Origin of the sequence: Dactylococcopsis salina PCC 8305, assembly GCF_000317615.1 — a bacterium.
Classification (GTDB): Bacteria; Cyanobacteriota; Cyanobacteriia; order Cyanobacteriales; family Rubidibacteraceae; genus Halothece; species Halothece salina.
In genome coordinates, this window is the sequence record NC_019780.1 from 2,349,276 (window position 1) to 2,368,368 (window position 19,093).

The 19,093-nt window shown below is 43.5% G+C and carries 17 protein-coding genes and 1 pseudogene; 5 read left to right on the top strand and 13 right to left on the bottom strand.

From position 1 onward, the window contains the following. Positions 1-41: 41 nt before the first annotated feature. Positions 42-905, bottom strand: coding sequence for a peptidoglycan DD-metalloendopeptidase family protein (locus tag DACSA_RS11490; RefSeq protein ID WP_015229917.1), 864 nt, complete (start codon positions 903-905; stop codon positions 42-44). Positions 906-1,107: 202 nt separating this feature from the next. On the opposite strand from DACSA_RS11490, the gene DACSA_RS22195 reads away from it, so the two are divergent. From DACSA_RS22195 to dndE, 3 genes are all read left to right on the top strand, one after another. Then, positions 1,108-1,290: a hypothetical protein gene (locus DACSA_RS22195; protein WP_156800769.1), complete on the top strand. Its 183-nt coding sequence runs from the start codon at positions 1,108-1,110 to the stop codon at positions 1,288-1,290. 256 nt (positions 1,291-1,546) lie between these two features. Then, positions 1,547-3,355 (top strand): proline--tRNA ligase, encoded by a 1,809-nt coding sequence (gene proS, locus DACSA_RS11500; RefSeq protein ID WP_015229919.1) that lies wholly within the window; start codon positions 1,547-1,549, stop codon positions 3,353-3,355. Between the two features lie 2 nt (positions 3,356-3,357). After that, positions 3,358-3,738 carry a DNA sulfur modification protein DndE gene (gene dndE, locus DACSA_RS11505; RefSeq protein WP_015229920.1) on the top strand — a complete coding sequence of 127 codons (381 nt, stop codon included), beginning with the start codon at positions 3,358-3,360 and terminating at the stop codon, positions 3,736-3,738. Between the two features lie 530 nt (positions 3,739-4,268). Here the strand turns inward: dndE and DACSA_RS11515 are convergent. The 3 genes from DACSA_RS11515 to DACSA_RS11525 all read right to left on the bottom strand — a co-directional run bounded on the left by DACSA_RS11515 (position 4,269) and on the right by DACSA_RS11525 (position 7,787). Then, positions 4,269-5,774: a family 10 glycosylhydrolase gene (locus DACSA_RS11515; RefSeq protein ID WP_015229921.1), complete on the bottom strand. Its 1,506-nt coding sequence runs from the start codon at positions 5,772-5,774 to the stop codon at positions 4,269-4,271. 112 nt (positions 5,775-5,886) lie between these two features. Then, complete coding sequence (gene psb27 / locus DACSA_RS11520) at positions 5,887-6,306, bottom strand: photosystem II protein Psb27 (RefSeq protein ID WP_071880320.1); 420 nt, start codon at positions 6,304-6,306, stop codon at positions 5,887-5,889. 191 nt (positions 6,307-6,497) lie between these two features. Next, entirely contained in the window at positions 6,498-7,787 is a 1,290-nt protein-coding gene (locus DACSA_RS11525; protein ID WP_015229923.1) for a dihydrolipoamide acetyltransferase family protein, read from the bottom strand. Positions 7,788-7,931: 144 nt separating this feature from the next. Between DACSA_RS11525 and DACSA_RS11530 the strand changes: the two genes are divergently transcribed. Next, positions 7,932-8,957, top strand: a complete 1,026-nt coding sequence (locus DACSA_RS11530; RefSeq protein WP_015229924.1) for an AI-2E family transporter — start codon at positions 7,932-7,934, stop codon at positions 8,955-8,957. 150 nt (positions 8,958-9,107) lie between these two features. Here DACSA_RS11530 and DACSA_RS11535 read toward each other — a convergent pair whose 3' ends face one another. The 8 genes and pseudogenes from DACSA_RS11535 to petG form a co-directional block, all read right to left on the bottom strand. Continuing rightward, positions 9,108-9,614 carry a hypothetical protein gene (locus tag DACSA_RS11535; RefSeq protein WP_015229925.1) on the bottom strand — a complete coding sequence of 169 codons (507 nt, stop codon included), beginning with the start codon at positions 9,612-9,614 and terminating at the stop codon, positions 9,108-9,110. A gap of 18 nt (positions 9,615-9,632) precedes the next feature. Then, entirely contained in the window at positions 9,633-9,872 is a 240-nt protein-coding gene (locus tag DACSA_RS11540; protein ID WP_015229926.1) for a hypothetical protein, read from the bottom strand. Positions 9,873-10,337: 465 nt separating this feature from the next. After that, positions 10,338-11,171 (bottom strand): lysophospholipid acyltransferase family protein, encoded by an 834-nt coding sequence (locus DACSA_RS11550; protein WP_015229927.1) that lies wholly within the window; start codon positions 11,169-11,171, stop codon positions 10,338-10,340. 164 nt (positions 11,172-11,335) lie between these two features. After that, positions 11,336-11,770: pseudogene (locus tag DACSA_RS11555) on the bottom strand (DNA cytosine methyltransferase); the annotation flags it as partial. Positions 11,771-11,785: 15 nt separating this feature from the next. Beyond that, the gene (dxr, locus tag DACSA_RS11560; protein ID WP_041235844.1) at positions 11,786-12,970 is read right to left on the bottom strand and encodes a 1-deoxy-D-xylulose-5-phosphate reductoisomerase; all 1,185 of its coding nucleotides are present in this window, start codon (positions 12,968-12,970) and stop codon (positions 11,786-11,788) included. A gap of 215 nt (positions 12,971-13,185) precedes the next feature. Continuing rightward, on the bottom strand, positions 13,186-14,868 hold the full coding sequence (locus DACSA_RS11565) for a DUF1565 domain-containing protein (RefSeq protein WP_015229929.1): 1,683 nt from the start codon (positions 14,866-14,868) through the stop codon (positions 13,186-13,188). An 86-nt stretch (positions 14,869-14,954) separates the two neighbouring features. Continuing rightward, positions 14,955-16,079, bottom strand: coding sequence for an ATP-binding response regulator (locus tag DACSA_RS11570; protein WP_015229930.1), 1,125 nt, complete (start codon positions 16,077-16,079; stop codon positions 14,955-14,957). 463 nt (positions 16,080-16,542) lie between these two features. Then, entirely contained in the window at positions 16,543-16,644 is a 102-nt protein-coding gene (petG, locus tag DACSA_RS11575; protein WP_015226211.1) for a cytochrome b6-f complex subunit V, read from the bottom strand. A 167-nt stretch (positions 16,645-16,811) separates the two neighbouring features. Between petG and DACSA_RS11580 the strand changes: the two genes are divergently transcribed. Beyond that, on the top strand, positions 16,812-17,186 hold the full coding sequence (locus DACSA_RS11580; RefSeq protein ID WP_041235465.1) for a c-type cytochrome: 375 nt from the start codon (positions 16,812-16,814) through the stop codon (positions 17,184-17,186). 4 nt (positions 17,187-17,190) lie between these two features. Here the strand turns inward: DACSA_RS11580 and DACSA_RS11585 are convergent, their stop codons facing one another. Next, positions 17,191-18,912, bottom strand: coding sequence for an ABC transporter ATP-binding protein (locus tag DACSA_RS11585; RefSeq protein WP_015229932.1), 1,722 nt, complete (start codon positions 18,910-18,912; stop codon positions 17,191-17,193). Positions 18,913-19,093 lie beyond the last annotated feature (181 nt).

The window sequence follows — 19,093 nt, forward strand, 5'->3', positions numbered from 1 at the left end:
GGTTAGGGGGGATTCATTCACGCGCAGTGCCATATTTGTCATTATTCATTAATTGCGCTTAAATGAACTTGTGGGTCTTGAGCAACCCAACCTTGAGGGGTTTGATAACGAACTTCAAAATGAAGATGAGACTCATTAATATGAGGTTCTCCGCTTGTTCCCACTGTCCCAATTTTATTCCCTGCCGCCACCGATTGGTCAACGTTGACCGCGATCGCGTCCAGATGACCATAACGGGTTTGTTTTCCCCCAGGATGACTAATAATAATTAAATTGCCGTAAATGGGATGTTTCCCTGCAAAAGTCACCTTTCCCGCTTCTGCTGCTAATACCTCAGTTCCCACTGGTGCGATTAAATCGACACCGCTATGTAAACGACGCTGGTTGCTATTTTCGACAGTGCGCCAACCATAACTCAAGCCAACAGATGGGGATATAGGAAGAGGAGAATGGCTTAATCCTGTATAAGTATAAACGGCGTTGGGGTCTTCTCCTTGCCATGCGACACCAGGAAGAAAGACGACTTGCGGTTGTGGGGTACAGCCGTTTAATTCAAATAAAACGTCCGCACGCACCCCATAAGCGGTTTCTAAGTCTTCCCAAGTGGTTCCAAGGGGAACTTCAATGCGAACCCCATTAAACGGCGGGATCAGAATGGAACTGCCGACGGGAACACTATCTTGTTGTAAATTGGGATTGAGACGAATCAGGGTTTCTGGTAGTAAATTGTATTGTTGGGCAATACTGGGAATCGTTTCTCCTGGGGAAATTTGATGCCGATCGAGCCTTTTCAAAATTGGCTCAGGACAACTGTTATCGTCTGTGATCAATTGTGCTGAAACTATGTTCGGGGAAAAAAGCGTCCCTGTCAGCAGCAGTACAAGGAGAGGGAGAGGTTTGTTCATAAAAAATGCAGAACTGGCAAGGAAACCTCTTAAATTTTAACGAACTGTCTTTAAATAGGGTTTGCTGAAAAAGTCCATGTTTTCGGTGTAGTAAGGCAAAAGGCAAGTTGCCTTAGGTAAGAGGCAAGAGGTAAGATGGGGGAGATGGGGGAGATGGGGGAGATGGGGGAGATGGGGGAGATGGGGGAGAAAAATCGCTCCCTTGTTTTCCTTGTCTTCCTTGTCTTCCTTGTCTCCCTTGTTTTCCTTGTCTTCCTTGTCTCCCTTGTCTCCCATTGCTCCCTTTTCCTCCTTGTCTCCCATTTCTCCCTTGCACTTTGTCAAAGAATTAAGAGCCTTAAAAGCTGATTGGATAAAGGTTTTAGGTTTATTCAGTAAGACCTAAATAAAAAAAGATCGCACTGTTTACCCCAGCAGCGCGATCGTGATCTCATCTGGTAGTTTTCTTGTTGCCCTTTGACATCAAGGTCTAAAGAACAGTGTAAGATTGAGTTCTGTCTTCTGTCTGTCATTTTTTGTCAGGAGATTATATTCCCACTTGTGTTTTAATGTTGGAAAGGAGTTAAAATCCCAGAAACCCTGTCTAGATATTAAACGAAGATTTACAATACAATAATCAACTCATCAAGGAAAGACGAATCATGCGAATGTCTCAGATGCTCTTGGTTACTCTACGGGAAACTCCCGCAGAAGCTGAAATTCCAAGCCATCAACTTCTTCTTCGAGCCGGTTATATTCGTCGCATTGGGAGTGGACTCTACGGCTATCTTCCCCTGATGTGGCGTGTTCTCAACAAAATCTCTCAAATTGTTCGCGAAGAAATGAATGTAACGGGAGCGCAAGAGTGTTTACTCCCACAGCTACAGCCTTCGGAATTATGGGAGGAATCGGGACGTTGGGAGACTTACACCAAAGCGGAAGGGATTATGTTTTCTCTCATTGATCGTCAAGAGCGAAAATTAGGATTGGGTCCCACTCACGAAGAGGTGATTACTGCGATCGCCAGAGACACGATTCGCTCTTATCGCCAACTCCCCCAAAATCTCTACCAAATTCAAACCAAATTCCGTGATGAAATTCGTCCCCGTTTTGGCTTGATGCGGGGTCGGGAATTTATTATGAAGGATGCTTATTCTTTTAATGCTGATGCGGCGAGTTTAAAGGAAACTTACAACGCAATGGGAAACGCCTACGCTAAGATTTTACAACGCTGTGGTTTGAGTTTTACGGCGGTAGAAGCGGATTCAGGGGCGATCGGCGGTTCTGCGTCGCAAGAGTTTATGGTACTCGCAGAAGCGGGAGAGGATGAGGTACTTTACACAGAGGATGGAAACTATGCGGCAAATTTAGAAAAAGCGGTTTCCATTCCTCCTGATGCCGAGTTATCGCCTTTTTCCAGTTATGAGAAGCGGGAAACGCCCAATACAGCAACGATCGCGACGGTTTGCGAGTTTTTAGGCTGTTCTCCCACCAATGTGGTGAAAAATGTTCTCTATGAGGCGGTTTATGACAATGGGAAACAGGTGCTAGTTTTAGTCAGTATTCGCGGTGATCAAGATGTCAATGAGGTGAAGTTGAATAATGAATTGGCAAGTTTAGCCAAAAATTATGGCAGCCTGGCTTTAATTGGCTTAAATGTTCCTGATGTGGAGGCGCAGAAAACTTGGGCGGCGAAACCTTTACCTTTGGGGTATATTGCTCCTGATTTAGGGGATGATTACATTCAGGGGGGAGAAAAAGTTGAATCTTCATTTTTGCGTTTAGTGGATCAAACGGCGGTTGATCTAGAGAATTTTGTCACTGGGGCGAATCAGGTCGGATATCACGTGGTTGGGGCAAACTGGGGAACAGAGTTTATGTTACCGAAAATGGTTGTTGATGTGCGATCGGCACAGGTGGGCGATCGAGCCGTCCATGATCCCCAGCAACGGCTACAAACAGCGCGCGGGATTGAAGTGGGACATATTTTCCAACTGGGAACTAAGTATTCGGAAGCGATGGGAGCAACTTATACCAGTGAACAAGGGGAGGAAAAGCCGTTTTATATGGGCTGCTATGGGATTGGTGTTTCTCGTTTGGCACAGTCGGCGGTGGAACAGTCTTATGATAAAAATGGCATTATTTGGCCCGTTGCGATCGCGCCCTATCAAGTAGTGATTACTGTCCCCAATATCACTGATCCGAAACAAGTAGAAGTGGCAGAAACCCTTTATCAAGACTTACAAAAAGCTGGGATTGAAGTCTTATTGGACGATCGAGACGATCGAGCAGGGGTTAAATTTAAAGATGCGGATTTGATTGGTATTCCCTACCGTGTGGTGACAGGGCGATCGTTGAAGGAAGGAAAAGTGGAACTGGTGAAACGTGCGGATCAATCCTCGGAAGACATCCCCACTACCGATGTCGTTACTACCCTGCGAAACTTGTTACAAAACGAACTTAATCGCTAATTATGCAGCCACCCGTAGAACGCATCCGTCTCTCGAAAACAGGACGAGACCAACTGATTAAACTGAAACGTTACACAAAAATTGAACAGTGGAACGTTCTCTGTCGTTGGGGGTTTTGTCGTTCTCTTGCTGAACCCACAAAGCCCTCACCCGTTCCCATTCCCAATGATAGTAACTTAGAAATTACTTGGCGAGTATTTGGGGGGGAAATGTCTGATGTGTTTATTCTCGCCCTAAAACAACGCTGTTATCAAGATGGACTGGGAACTGATCCCGACACTCTCGCCCAACAGTTTCGCCTGCATTTGCATCGAGGCATTAGTTATCTTGCGGGTGATCCTAATTTAAAGCGCATCGAACAGTTATTTTCCACCTTACTTTAGAGTTATTTCCTAATACAACTATTACTTGACATTAGCTGACATAGTTTAACTTTTTGGAAAAGTTCGCTCGCTTGTTGACATTAATGGTTTAGGTCTTTTAGAATTAAGGAATAAATTGGATTGACTTGTGTGTCAGTGTGCTAACTAGAAGCTCGATTCTGACCGCTAAAGGAAAAACCAATTTGATGAGCTTTAGGGAATTGTCCTTAAGGCGTTGTGGGACACCACCGTGCTTTCCAGAGTACGCTATGACTGCTTTACTTTTACAGTTAATGTCGAGTATTGTCCAGTCTTGAAGTGTCAGAGTGTCTCCTTTCCAGTTCCCCCAGAATTGGGGGTTAGGGGGCGCAGATTCTCTGTTGGGTTTCGCTTCTGGGCCCCCAACCTACTTTCTTTCTTTCCAGTTCCCCCAGAGTTGGGGGTTAGGGGGCGCAGATTCTCTGTTGGGTTTCGCTTCTGGGCCCCCAACCTACTTTCTTTCCAGTTCCCCCAGAATTGGGGGTTAGGGGGCTAAAGCAAGGCAAAAGTATTTATTCCAAAGAACAAAATTTGCGATCGCGATCTTGGTCTGGGAACTGCCAAGAATAAGCAAAATGACTCACTCCAGCAATATTGGGAACTTGACGGCGAATTGCTTCCATTTGCACTTCTAAAGGAGGACGATCCTTATAGGGTTGACCCCAAGCCCCTGCTAAAGCTGGCACTACTTCTAGATCAGGAGAAGCAACACTCATGGTTCGTCGTACCAAATCAACAATACAACTTGCCCGACCACACACCGCATAAGACATGGGATGCCATTGTTCTACCTTGTTAAATCTTGTCCAAGGTTGCAAACGAGAATCAAATCCCTCCTCTCCTACCACTCGATTCGCATCAGGAAAAAATACCGCTCCTGTAGGAATCCCTGCTTGTTCTACCTGTTGAGCCGCTAGAGAAAGAAAATCCAACACGCCTTGAGCAGCGTGAGCAACGCTCAAATACCATAACTGTTGTTGTAAGAGATTCTGACGCGCTTCTAAACTCATTTCTGCTTCCATTCCATCTAAATTCCGTCCTTGCCAAAGGGGAAGAATCTCTTTCGGTTCAAGCTCATCAACTCTGGCGACATCGTTGCGGGTAATGTAACCTTTATTGACAAAACGCTGGATCAGGAAGCGTCCTTTTTCATTTAAAGCGCGGTTAAATAGGGTATTGAGGGCAGCATCCCCATAAATCCAAAGGTTTTTAACGCCACTGACAACTGATTTACTCCCTGTGCTACGAGGATAGCGAATATAATCAAATAGTACGCCGTCAGGTTTGCGCTTTAAAACTGCTGAGAGCATTTGTAAGTAGTCTCGTCTGGCTTGTTCATTGTAAGGATCAACAAAGGCTTTTGAGACTTCCCCACTAGCAGATAAATTGGTCTCACCGTAGCCATTACGAGCTAAAACTTGCGTTCGATCGCCACGTTGTGCATAAGCATAGCCAAAGTTGAGGCTAAAGAGCCAAGCATAGACTTTTAATCCCCGTTCATGTCCTTTTTCGATCACTTCTGCTAATAGGTCTCGATTTCTCACTGAGGGCGATCGAAGCACAGAATCCCAGGGGGTGTTATTTTCGTTAGCAGGGAGCAACACCTGAGCATTGTAAAAAACTTCTAAATAGACTTCGTTATACCCTAAATCAACAATGTGATCTAAAATTTCTTCGACACCGCCTGGAAAAGTATCGCAGGGGTAAACTCTTAACCAGATGGCTTGAGTTTGGGGCCAAGTTTGTTGGCGACAGTTCGCCAGTTGTTCGCCGTGACGTTGAATGAGATTATTGTACTCAGTTTGAGCTTGAATATTGCCATTAATCGCACGTTGTCGCAGTTGATCTTTGAGCGCGATCGTCCTTTCCTGAAACTGGCAGTAGTTGTTAGTTTCCGCTGCCGTAACGGGGAAAAAATGAGCTTGAACCGTTATGATGAGGCAAAAGCTCAAAACAGCTAACAGCATCGATCGAGACAAACGAGAAAGAGAGTTAAAGGAATGAGACAGATTGAACATTCCATGAGTCCTTGACAAGAATTAAAGCCCAACCCCCATTGTAGTTTTTTCTCAGTTCCTAGTAGCAAATAACAAGGAATCACTGGGGGTTGATTGGACTAAGTACAGTATTTTAAGTTTCTTCTCGTCGCAAAGCCCGTTCTACCTGAGCAAACTCTTGAGACACTCTGTCCTTGACTTTATCAGGAATCGGACGAGTCGCATAAGCAGAAGTATAATAATTCGCTAAAGCATTAAGAGCAGTTTGCATCGTTGTAAAAGAGCGTAATCCTGCTACTTGTTCATCTCGGCGATAACGAGCCGCATATTCGTTTAATTGTTTACGGGCTTTTTCTCGCACTTCTTCTCTTTGCGGATCATCCACAGACAGTTCTAGGGTAGTGCGTAAGGTATCGAGTACAGTGAGAGTATCTTGACGATAGTCGCCAGTTAAGCCTTTATTGTCTCCGCTACATCCAGCTAACCCAACGGTACTAACCACCACGACTAATGTTAAAGCAAGCAATCGTTTAAGCATTGATTTTATAAACATCGTTTAGTTTTCAAAATTCTGTAGCAAGATTCTACCATGTAACAGTCGGTTGGGTGGAGAATAGCGCAACCCAAAATCATTCAGTCAAAGTAGGTTGGGTAGAGACGTTCCATGGAACGTCTCCACGCGCAACCCAACACTCTCAAAGTAGGTTGGGTGGAGAGTAGCGCAACCCAACACCAATCGAATCATTACAGAGTTAAACTTTGAGGATCAGTTTCGATCAACTGTGCTAAATCTTGTAAGAAAGCCGCCGCATGAGCGCCATAAATAATGCGGTGGTCGCAAGTGATATTAACACTCATCTGACGACGCACACCAAACATTCCATCATCGGTCGCTACAACTTGGGGACGGGACGCACCAATTGCTAGAATGCCACCCTGTCCAGGGGGTAAAATGGCATCAAATCGATCGACCCCAAACATTCCAAGATTCGATAGAGTAAACGTGCCGGTGCTGTATTCTTCTGGCTGTAATTGCTTACTGCGCGATCGTTTCACTAAATCTTTCCAATTGCGAGAAAGGGTATAAATATCCTGTTCTGCTGCATTGCGTAAAACAGGAGTAATCAAACCGCCATCTTCCATCGCCACCGCAACAGCGATATTAATTCCAGAGTGATATTGTATCCCTTGCTCACTGTAACTGGCATTAACAAGGGGATGTTTTTGTAAAGTAGCCGCCACAGCTTTCGCCAGTAACGCCGTCATTGTCACCCCTTTCGATTTAATTTGTTTATAGAGTTTATCTAACGCATCAGTGGTGATGGTATAACCGACATGGAAAGTGGGAACTTGTACCGTTGCGGTCATATTCCGTACCACAGAACTTTGGAGAGTCGTAAAGGGGACAACTTCTCCCTTCGCGTAGCTTGGTGCAGCTTGTGGTGTCGGTTGGGGGGCTGGTTGCGGTGTCGGTTGCGGTTGAGGAGTCGCCGTCGGTTGACCAGTCGCCGCTTCCACATCAGAAGCAACAATGCGACCATGGGGACCGCTTCCTTGTAAGGTTGCGAGATCGATATTATGCTCTTTTGCTAATTTACGAGCGCGAGGAGAAGCCACAACGCGACCATTCTCTTGTTTCGGAGTGGAAGTTGGCGTAGAAGCTACTTGAGGAGTCGGTGTTGCGGGTTCTGGAGTTGAGGAGGGAGCAACAGGTGTTTCCGTTTTCGTTTCTGTTTTCGCAGTGGTTGCGGTGGTTTGATTGCTTCCTTGTTGTTTAGCAGTTTCAATTTCTGCTTCGGTTTCTGCGAGTAAACCAATGGTAGAACCCACTGGCGCTTGTTCTCCTTCTGGAACAAGAATTGTCGCTAAATAACCATCATGGAACGACTCCACATCCATATCTGCTTTGTCTGATTCCACTACAAGGACGGTTTCTCCTTTCTCTACTTTTTCCCCTTGAGATTTTGCCCAAGAGACAATTTTTCCTTCGGTCATGGTTGAACTGAGAGCAGGCATGAAGATGTCACGGATCATAAGGTCGTTCCCTTAACAATGGAAAATGGACAATTATCAACTATAGCAATGATCAGGCGCTGATGGTATATCTTCTCAAACGTTTCTCAATAATCGTTTAAGATGATCGTACGATGATTCCCGTAGCGTTATTGCCAATTTTAAATGAGGAAGCCCGATCGAAGCCATTTTTGGTCTTTTTTCAGTAATTATTATTTAATCCGTTATTTGCTTTTATTCACTTTTGGCTGGGCAACCATTCAGATTCTTGCTTATTTTCAAACCATTATTTTAATTTTTGTTTTTGCTAGTATTCTCGCTTTTTTGCTTAATTATCCTGTGCAATGGTTCAAACAATATCTTCCACATTCTACGGCGGTTGTTATTGTTTTTTTATCCAGTTTAATTCTGTTTATTTTCCTTTTTCTGACGTTGGGATTGATCGTAATCTCTGAGTTTCAGACTTTTCTCTCCAAAGCTCCTAATTTAATTCAATCTTTGCTAACTATTTTCGAGGAAACTGAATCTTGGCTAGAGCAGTTTAATCTCTCGATCGACCTCCAATTTTTACAACAAGAGTTTCAAAGCAAACTGGGAAGTACGATTAATTTTAGTACCATCTTTTTAAGAAATACCTTAACCCGTTTTGTGGAACTAATTATTATCCTCGTCATTGCTTTTTTTATGCTTTTAGACGGTCAAACGATTTGGCGAAATTGTGTTAAAGTATTTCCGCAATCTTACCGAGTTAAAATCACTACCTCTTTACGAGATAATTTTTTAGGATTTTTTCGAGGGCGATTACTGCTCTCACTTTTCTTTGGTGTTTCTGCATTTTTGGTTTACTTAATCTTACAAACTCCTTATCCTTGGCTGTTAGCAGTAATTGTTGGCGTTTTTGATCTCATTCCTGGTATTGGCGCAACAATTGGGATCAGTGTTGCTGCGTTGATTGTTCTTCCTCAAGGAATTGGGTTAAGTTTAAAAGTGATTATTTTTTGTGTTCTTCTCCAACAAATTGAAGAAAACATTTTAATGCCTCGCATTATGCAAAGTTCAGTTAATCTTAACCCTGTACTTATCTTTTTTGCGTTATTAATTGGGGTGAGAATTGCAGGTTTTTTAGGACTTTTTCTTGCTATTCCTACCACGGCGGTGATTGTTAGTTGTCTCCAAAATAACAAAAAGTAGATTGGGTGGAGGGAAGTTGTAGGTTGGGTGGAGGGAAGCGAAACCCAACACCGATCAGTTGTAGGTTGGGTGGAGGGAAGCGAAACCCAACACCAATTGCTCATTAGTCGTTGTCTCCAATTGGAAGGTGATAATATGTATTAGGGAGCATTAGATACGCTTTTTGATGTAAGCAATTATCTCTTCTTTGCTAATAATTTGATTCGGAGGAACACAATAAGAGGGATAAAGATAATAAGTTTTCCCTGTCAAAATCGTTTTACGTTTGTCGATAACAACACCATAACGATCTGGAAAAATAATCCATTTTGTACTTGGGCGTTTCGGAACGATCGCACCCCATGCTAAACTGGTCTGGATGCAATACCAAATAATTAGTGCTGGCGGGTTCACCCATTGTTTACTTTCTACCTCTCCACACATCCAACCTTTATAATTACTTGGCATTTGTGCAATGGGATTTTCAATTTCTCCTGAAACTGTTTTAACAGAAATCCAGAAGAGTTTATTACCAATTTTATTGTAAATTGGAATATCTTCGTCGGTTTGAAAAGGAGTAATTATCGGCTCTCCCGCATTGATATTTCTCTTTTGTAATCCTTCTCGAATCCCTCTAACCACTCGATCGCCTTCGGTTTGAAATTGCTCCCAATTCATTAATAATCTACTTGCCTATTAAAAATCAATTGCTGCTTTTGGTTGATCAGTAATTGACCAAAAGTTAGTCTGTTCGCTGATCAAATCTAGTAAAATTGAATTGCAAGTCGCTGCCATTTCAGGATATTCATTAGCTAATGCTTCTAGAGGAGTGATAATTGAAGAATCGCTAAGATCAATTTTTGATTCAGCCATCGCGATCGTTTCCGCTTTAGCTTGCTCTAAGACTAAATTTAAATCAATTGTTTTAAAGGTCATTGTGATCAAGGAATGAGCTTAATTATGAGTCTTGAATTTCATGTTACCCAACTTTTCATCAATTCATACCATGCGTGAAGAATTGGTGCTACAGTATCGACCACTTAAGCCCCCCAAAATTGGGGGGTTGGGGGGCTTTAATGTAACTTGACTTTTCCAAAATGGTATCACTACAGCAAAATGATCAAAAGTTGCGATCAAGTTTAATTCCCCCAAACTTTGGGGTGAGGGGTTGGGTTGCGCTGATTTTTGTTGGGTTTCGTTACCTCCACCCAACCTACTTTAATAATAGGTTTCTACTTTCTGATTTTTGTTGGGTTTCGTTACCTCCACCCAACCTACTTTAATAATAGGTTTCTACTTTCTGATTTTTGTTGGGTTTCGTTACCTCCACCCAACCTACTTTAATAATAGGTTTCTACTTTCTGATTTTTGTTGGGTTTCGTTACCTCCACCCAACCTACTTTAATAATCAGCTTCTTTAATCAGTTGATTTAAATGAGTTTGCATTTCCTGAACTACTGTGTCATAACAGTATTGAACATAATCTGAATCTTGCGTGGCTTCTCGTCCGTAACGCTCAAATTGAATCGGCGGACAGACTCGCACTCGCACTTTAGCAGGAAGAGGAAAATTCATCAATGGACCGAAAGAAATTCCCCAAGGTAATCCTAAATAAATGGGAAATACTTCTGGATCAAGGTTAAATAACCAAGGTAACTTAAAGGTTTCTAAAAACCATTTCATCGGTTCGTAAATATCTGCTAAAACAAATAATGTATCATGCGCTCCCCAAGAGATAACGGGAACGATCGAAACGTTTTCTCGTAATGCTAATTTAATAAACCCTTTGCGACCACAAAATTTAATTTGATCGCGTTCCCAGTAAGGACGAAAAACATCAGGCCCTCCTCCTGGATAGACTAACACACAAGCACCTCTTTCTAGTGCGGAAATTGCCAAGCGCGGGTTGGCTCGTATTGCTCCCAATTGACTGGCAATTTTAGCTAAAGGGGAATAAACTTCCCACACATGAGGGTGCATTAAGCCATAAACAAGCCTTTCTGTGCCAAAATGACGAAACCAGTCATAGAGACTAATCATCATGTCTGGACAGGCTAAACCGCCGTTGTGTGAACCGACAATTAAGGCGGCTCCAGTTTCAGGGATATTTTCCCAACCATCGGTTTCGGCTTGGAAGTAATGCTTGTAAAACCATTGACATTGAGTGAGCCAAGTTTGAATTGTTTTTTGATCTCGATCGTCTAACGACCAGCCAGAGAGAGGGGGATGTGTCACGCTATTACTTTAGTTAATGGGTTTGTTTCAGGTAATTGCTTATCATTTGTGTTGGGTTACGTTTCCCTCCACCCAACCTACGGCTACTTAAGCCCCCCAAAATTGGGGGGTTTGGGGGGCTTTAATGTAACTTGACTTTTCCAAAATGGTATAAAATAAACTTAAGATAAGGTATTTTTAATGATTTCAAACGTTTTCTTTTTATTATGACTTAACAAATTTCTGACGTTTTCTAGAATAAAAGCCTGGGGTTGCTTATGTTTAAGAATTCTGACGATGTGAAAAAATAGATTCCCTTGTTTGATATGCTCAAAACCATGTCTAATTTTTAAGGAATTGTTTTTACTAACACCAGCAATACTAAAGGGCTGACAAGGAAAACCTCCCACTAACAGATCATGATCTGGGATATCGTTTTCTGAAATGTCGGTAATATCTCCTTGCGGGGTTTCGTTAAAGTTAGCGAGATATGTCTGCTGACAAAATTTATCCCATTCTGAAGAAAAAACACATTGACATCCTAACTCTTCAAGGGCGATTCTAAATCCCCCTATCCCTGCGAATAAATCAATAAATTTGTAACTGTTTGCCATGTCCATTCGCTTATTTAATGATTAATGACCAATGGCTATTTTTAAAGATTTGGCGGCGGTTAAAACTTCTTGTCTTGCTGTTTGATTCACTTCTAAAATATCTTCTAAACTCGGTGTGGGTGTATTATAATCAGAAGCGCGATCGCAAACGGTTTCGATCAATCGAGGAATATCTAAAAACCCGATCTTTTCTTCTAAAAATAAAGCGACTGCTTGTTCATTCGCTGCGTTTAATACTGCTGGCATTAATCCCCCTGCTTTTCCCACGTCGTAAGCGAGTTGCATACAGGGATATTTTTGATGATCGGGGGCTTTAAAGGTTAAACTTCCCGCTTTCACTAAGTCTAGCGGTTGCCAGTCTGTGTAGAGTCGATCGGGGTAAGATAGAGCATAAAGCAAGGGTAAGCGCATATCTGCCCATCCCAACTGTGCTAAAACCGATGTATCCTGTAACTCAATCAGAGAGTGAATAATACTCTGAGGATGAATCACAATATCAATCTGGTTATAATCTAAACCGAAGAGATAATGGGCTTCAATGACTTCTAATCCTTTGTTCATCAAGGTAGCAGAATCGATCGTAATTTTCTGACCCATTGACCAATTCGGATGTTTCAACGCATCCGCTACCTGAACGAATGGTAACTTCTCAACTGGCAAATCTCGAAATGCGCCCCCAGATGCGGTTAATAAAATGCGTCGTAATCCTTTTTCTGGCACTCCTTGTAAACATTGAAAAATTGCTGAATGTTCCGAGTCGGCGGGAAGTAACTTCACTCCATGTTTTTCTACTAACGGTAACACCACTGGCGCACCAGCGATTAAGGTTTCTTTGTTCGCTAGAGCAATATTTTTTCCCGCTTCGATCGCAGCTAAAGTGGGAAGTAAACCAGCACAGCCAACGATTCCAGTCACCACACTTTCTGCATCCCCATATTTTGCTACCTCCACTACTCCGTCTTCACCAGCGAGAATAACGGGAGAGTAATCTAACCCCCCCAAAGCTGCTTTCAATTCGGGTAACTTATCCTCATAGCAGGTGGCGACAATTTGCGGACGAAACTGCTGCACTTGTTGCGCTAACAATTCAATGTTTCTTCCCGCAGCGAGTCCGACAATTCTAAATTCTTCGGGGTATTGCGTGGCAATTTCTAGAGTTTGTGTGCCAATTGAACCGGTTGAGCCGATAACGGTAATAGATTTCACAGTCTTCACCTTTTGGGAGCATCGAGCCATTTTTAATGCTTACTATAGCACGACAAACATAGGTTATACCGTTTCTAAAAAGCTAAGTTACATTTTAGCCCCCCAAACTTGGGGGGTTGGGGGGCTTAATTAGTTGATACTGTTTAACTGGTAACTGATTGGTGTTGGGTTTCGCGTGGAGACGTTCCATGGAACGTCTCTACCCAACCTACGTTTTACTCCACTGGAATTAGACGCACTTGTAACCCTTCTCGTCCCAGTTTTTGACGAATTTCCTCGGCATTAGCGCGGCTGCGAAAAATCCCCACCTGCATCACCGCACGTCCTTGATAACGACTGGTAAACGCTTGGGGAACAATCTCTTTCACTTTGTTTTTGTCGTTGGCATTTCTAATTTCTACCACAACGCGATAGTCGCCACCGACAGCGGCTGCTCGTTCTTCTGGAGATGTCCCAGGGCGAAAGGGGTTTCCTCTGGGAATATTACCACTAGGAACGGGTAAAGCGTTGGAGGCGGGTTGACGCGGTGACGCATTGGGTTCTAACACCAGTATTTCTTCTAAACGGTTGCGCTGTGGGGTGACGTTAGGAGGATTATTATTGCTACTGGTGTTGTTGGATGGGGTGGGGTTGGGAGGGGGAAGTGTGATGGGATTAGAGTCTTCTGTGACGTTGGGATTGTTGGTCGCTTCGGGAGGGATGAGAGGAAGGGAGTTAAGCGGCGGCAGAGGGTTATTGGTTGATAGAGAAAAAGAGTTATTTCTTTGTGATCCTTGAGGGGGTTGATTATTGGGTGCTGTCCAAACTTGTTCTTTGGTTGTGGTGTTTGTTTCAGGTTCAGGAAGAGAATTCGATCGAGGGGGATTTGCTAATAGAGGAGGTAAATTAGAGTTTTCTGGGGGGTTTGGTGTTTGCGCGGTGACAATTCCTCGACGATCGATGCTTCCTTCAATTTCCCCTGTAATCCGATTCCCATTAATCGGAATGGTATAGTCTTTGGTCAGGTTTTTGATGTCGGTTTCTTGATTACCGCGAAAGATGTTTTCTCCTGGTTCGTTGTTTGTTCCTAAATCTGGACGCGAGTTGGCAATTGCGACGAACCCATCTTCTGTAGAAAGTTCGATAATATTCTCTCTGAGAATCGGTTGCGCTTGTCCTTCTACCAGTACCCCAATTCGATTACTTTTGATTTCATTACCGATAATTTGGGGAATGGCGTTTTGAATGATGCTAATGCCGAAACCAGTACGCTCAAAGGTATTATTTTTAATGGTGGGTTGGGTTTGTCCGTAAATTACTAAACCGTTTCCAGAGTTGCTGTAGAAGTAGTTATTTAGCAGGGTAGCGCGACCTGTACCATTAATAGCAACGCCTGTGTTATCGTTGCGCTGAAAGGTGTTTTTAACTAATGTCGGGTTGGCATCTTCGATCCAGACACCAACGCCTCGATCGCGCTTGTTGGTGACGGTAACTCCTGTTAGGGTGGCATTATCTAAAATGGCGATTCCGACGTTTTGACCTGCGCCAGTGCGACTGTAGAACTCTCCTCCCCCAACAATTTTGGTATGATAGCCTTGGTTTTCCGCTTCTCCCCGAATTTCTAAGGGCTTCTCGATGACAATGGGGAAAGTTTCTCCCGTTTCCTCGCTGTAAGTTCCTCTGGCGAGTTGAATTACCGCTTCATTGGGTGCAACTTCGATCGCTGCGGTTATACTTTGATAAGGATTATTTCGATCGCCAGTTGCCGTTTGATCATTCCCTGAACTAGGATCAACATAAATAATCGTTTCCGTCACCTGCGCTTGTGCCGATTTGATAGCAACAGGAACAACTAAACTGGGAATCGTAGCACTGAGAGCGATCGCAAGGTAAACACTTTTTGGCATGAGCGGTGACACAACTTTTCTCCTTGACCTAAACACTGCTAGTTACACTTCACATTACCGCCATTTTTAAGCAGATTTTGACGATATTTAAGAATCAATTATTCCACTTTCACAGGAAGTTTTACCGTAAAGCGGCTTCCTTTTCCCACTTCTGATTCTAAGCTAATGCTACCATTATGACTCTCTAAAATTCTTTGGGATAAATGTAACCCTAACCCGCTTCCAGAGTTACGATGTTTTCCTTTCCGAAACCGCTCAAATAAACGGTTTTGATCTTCTGGGGATACCCCTGGCCCCGTATCTTCTACTGTAATTAATAAGGTGGGAGGTTCGGTTTCTGTCACTTGTTTTAAGGAAACTTTCACACTCCCTTCATCAGTAAATTTAATGGCATTTCCAATTAAATTCGTAAAAACTCGTCTTAGTTCGAGACGATCTCCTTCTACTTTAGTTTCTGTCTGATTTCCTTCAATTTCCTCTTGCTTTTTTAGGTCTAAGCCTTTTTCTTCTGCTAGAGGATTAAGTTCTTGGACGACTTCATCAATAACTGCTTTTAGATCAACAGTGACAAAATTTAAAACCTTGCGTCCCGCCTCAAAGCGATAAACTTCCAGTAAGGTATTCACCATGTCCAACAAGTTACGATTACTGCGACTCATGGTCGCCACAGCTTCCGCCATTGGGGGCGATAATTCTCCTAATGCTCCCTGTTGGAATAAACTTAACATTCGATCGGCTGCCACTAGGGGGGTGCGTAAATCGTGGGTGAGACGGGACACAAAATCCGATCGTTGTCGCGCAATTTCATCTCTTTCATCAACACTGTGTTTAAGACGAAGCAACGATCGAACCCGTGCCAATAATTCCTCTAATTCAACGGGTTTCCGAATAAAATCATCAGCGCCACTATCTAACCCTTTCACCACACTGGGCTGATCATAAGCTGTGATCAGTAAAATCGGAATGAAGGGTAACGCTTTCTGTTGACGAATGCGCTCGGTCACTTCAAACCCATCCATCCCTGGCATCATCACGTCTAATAAGATTAATTGTGGCGGATTTGCTTCTACTTGCGCGATCGCACCTTCCCCATCTTCAGCAACCTCGATGTGATAACCATCTTCTTCGAGGATGCTTTGTACTAACAACACATTATCAGGAGAATCATCAACGACTAAAATTGTATCGGGTTTAGTTTTTGCAGTGTCTAGGGAGTGGTTCATCAATATATTAATTTTTTTATGAAAACGGTAAATTTAATATTTTCTTTAGCTTCAGACGATATTATTCCCATTTTCACACTGATTTTGCCTCATCCCCCCGAAAGATTCCCTCTCCAGATTCCCTCTCCAGATTCCCCCCTTACGAAGGGGGGTTAAGGGGGATTTCCCTTACCAAGGGGGGTTAGGGGGGATTTCCCTTACGAAGGGGGGTTAGGGGGGATTTCCCTTGCGAAAGAGGGTTAGGGGAGATGATCCCGATTAACTTGTGCGTCCCTGATCTTCCCCCCTTACAAAAGAGACTCTTTCCTGATCTTCCCCCCTTACGAAGGGGGGTTAGGGGGGATTTCCCTTACGAAGGGGGGTTAGGGGGGATTTCCCTTACGAAGGGGGGTTAGGGGGGATTCTCCTTACAAAGGTAGGGGGGGATTCCCCTTACAAAAGCGAAGAGGGGAGATGATCCCGATTAACTTGTGCGTCGGTACTGCATATAAGCAGCAAAAAATAAGCCTGCTAAAGTGACAAAAATCAAGCCCAGCACAATTCCTAAGAGTAAAGGTTCAATCATTATGGTTTTTCCTATAAAGTCCGATCGATCAGCATCTTATCAAATTTTGCTTTGCAGTTTGTAATTGTCGCTTTCCTCCATAAAGACATAAGGCGTAAAATAACGGTAACATTTAGTTAGAACTGTTAAATAAACTTAATTTTGGCGTGGACAGTACAAACAAGATCGTGACCAAGCAAGTAGCCCCCGTAACCGAACTCGCTAAACGGTTGACAATGATAGTAACTTGTGCTTTATTCTTTGTCGTTGCTGGCTTGGTAGGCGTTTACCTGTATCAGGTTTCTGATCCTTATGTACAGGAAGTTTTAACCGCCCCAAGTAATCCAGAACGAGGAGAGGCAATTTTTCAAATTAATTGCGCGGGTTGTCATGGCGCGAAGGGGGATGGGAATGTCGGTCCAAGCCTTCACAATATCTCAGAACGGAAATCGAAGTTAAAATTGATTCAACAAGTGACCAGTGGCGACACGCCACCGATGCCTAAATTTCAGCCGAAACCCCAAGATATGTCGGATTTATTGGGTTATTTAGAAACGCTTTGATCATTTACTGTTGACCGTGAAATTGGGCGTAACGAGAGGCTTGGTTTAAAAGTTGCTCGTGAGTTCCCATCTCGATGATTTTACCCTGTTCTAAGACTAAAATTCGATCGGCGTTGCGAACAGTGGTTAAACGATGAGCAATAATTAAAACAGTGCGATCTTTTAGGAGTCGATCGAGCGCTTCTTGGACTAATGCTTCGGATTCTGAATCTAGCGCCGAAGTCGCTTCATCCAGAATCAGGATTTTGGGATCAAGTAACACGGCTCGTGCGATCGCGATCCGTTGTCGTTGTCCACCAGAAAGATTAACGCCTCGTTCCCCCACATCGGTAAAATAGCCCTGAGACAACTGAGAAATAAACTGATCGGCGTTGGCGACCTTGGCGGCGTTTGTAATGGCTTCTAGACCCATTTCTGGCTGTCCAAAAGCAATGTTTTCAGCAATTGTCCCAGAAAATAACAGGGTGTCTTGAGGAACAATACCAATTTGACGACGCAGACTGTTGAGGGTGACGTGGCGAATGTTAATCCCATCAATTAAAATCTCTCCCTGTTGCGGATCATAGAAACGGGGTAATAAATTCACTAAGCTGGTTTTTCCCGCACCAGAAGCACCAACTAACGCTAACATTTCTCCAGGTTTAATTGTGAGATTGATATCTTCTAAAACAGATTGCTGGCTTTGGGGATAAGCAAAGGAGACGTGATGATAGGTTACTTTTCCTTGTATCACAGGAAGTTCGATCGCATTGGGTTCGTTTTGAACTCGCGGCTCGATCGTCATCAATTCAAACACTCTCGCCACTGAGGCTTCCCCCTGCTTAAACTCATTATAATTGCTAGTAGTAATAGAAATCGGATCAATCAGCATCAAGACACCAGCGCCATAACTGATAAACTCGCTAGTAGTAAGATTCCCCGCTGCAATTTGCCATCCTCCCAACAGAAAGAGTAACAACACCGCTAAAGCCTCTAAAAAACCAACAATCGGAAATTGAATCGCTTTGAGACGTTCAGCGGCGTATCTCGCCTTACGATTGTGTTCTGCTTCCGTACAGAATTTATTGAGGGTATAATCTTCGGCGGCGAAGGCTTGAACTAAACGCATTCCACTAAAGACTTCTGTCAGTAGAGAAGACAAATCAGAAATGCGGTTTTGGCTGCGTCGGGAAAGAGTTTGAACCTTTTCCCCAAACCAACTAATCAGAAATGCGATTAATGGCGCAACAATTAATAAAGCAAGGGTTAATTGCCAGTTAAGATAGATCACATAAGCAAAAACAGCGAAGAGTTGCAGCACACTGGGAATAAACTGGTGGAAGATGTTATTAACCACCTCCCCGACTCGATCGATGTCTTCTGTTAAGCGATAGGATAAATCACCCGTGCGAGTGGTTTCAAAATAATCAATACTGAGGGTTTGTAGATGACCATAAACCGCAGTTCTCACCTGATACGCTACAGCCAACGCCACCTTTGCCATCAGTAAATCTTGCCCATACTGCGCGATTTTTTGCAAGAGAAAAACCAACGCGGTAATGGCGGCGACTTGGGCGCTACGAGTGACATTTCCCTCTCCCACTGCGGTGGAAATCAATCCCGCTAACCAAGCTAGGAGGGGCCAGACTCCTACAAAGACAATTGTACAAGCAAGCGCTTTAGTAATTGTCGGAATTTGGGGACGAATGTAAGGGATCAGTTGCCAATAGGGAGAACGTTGTTTCAAAGTTAATTGTTTTATTGTTGATTATGGCTTCTTAATTCCCCCAAACTTGGGGGTTAGGGGGCGAACCTTTTGCTGTTGGGTTTCGCGTGGAGACGTTCCATGGAACGTCTCTACCCAACCTACTTTTTATCTTAATTCCCCCAAACTTGGGGGTTAGGGGGCGACTTAGTAATTGTGGGAA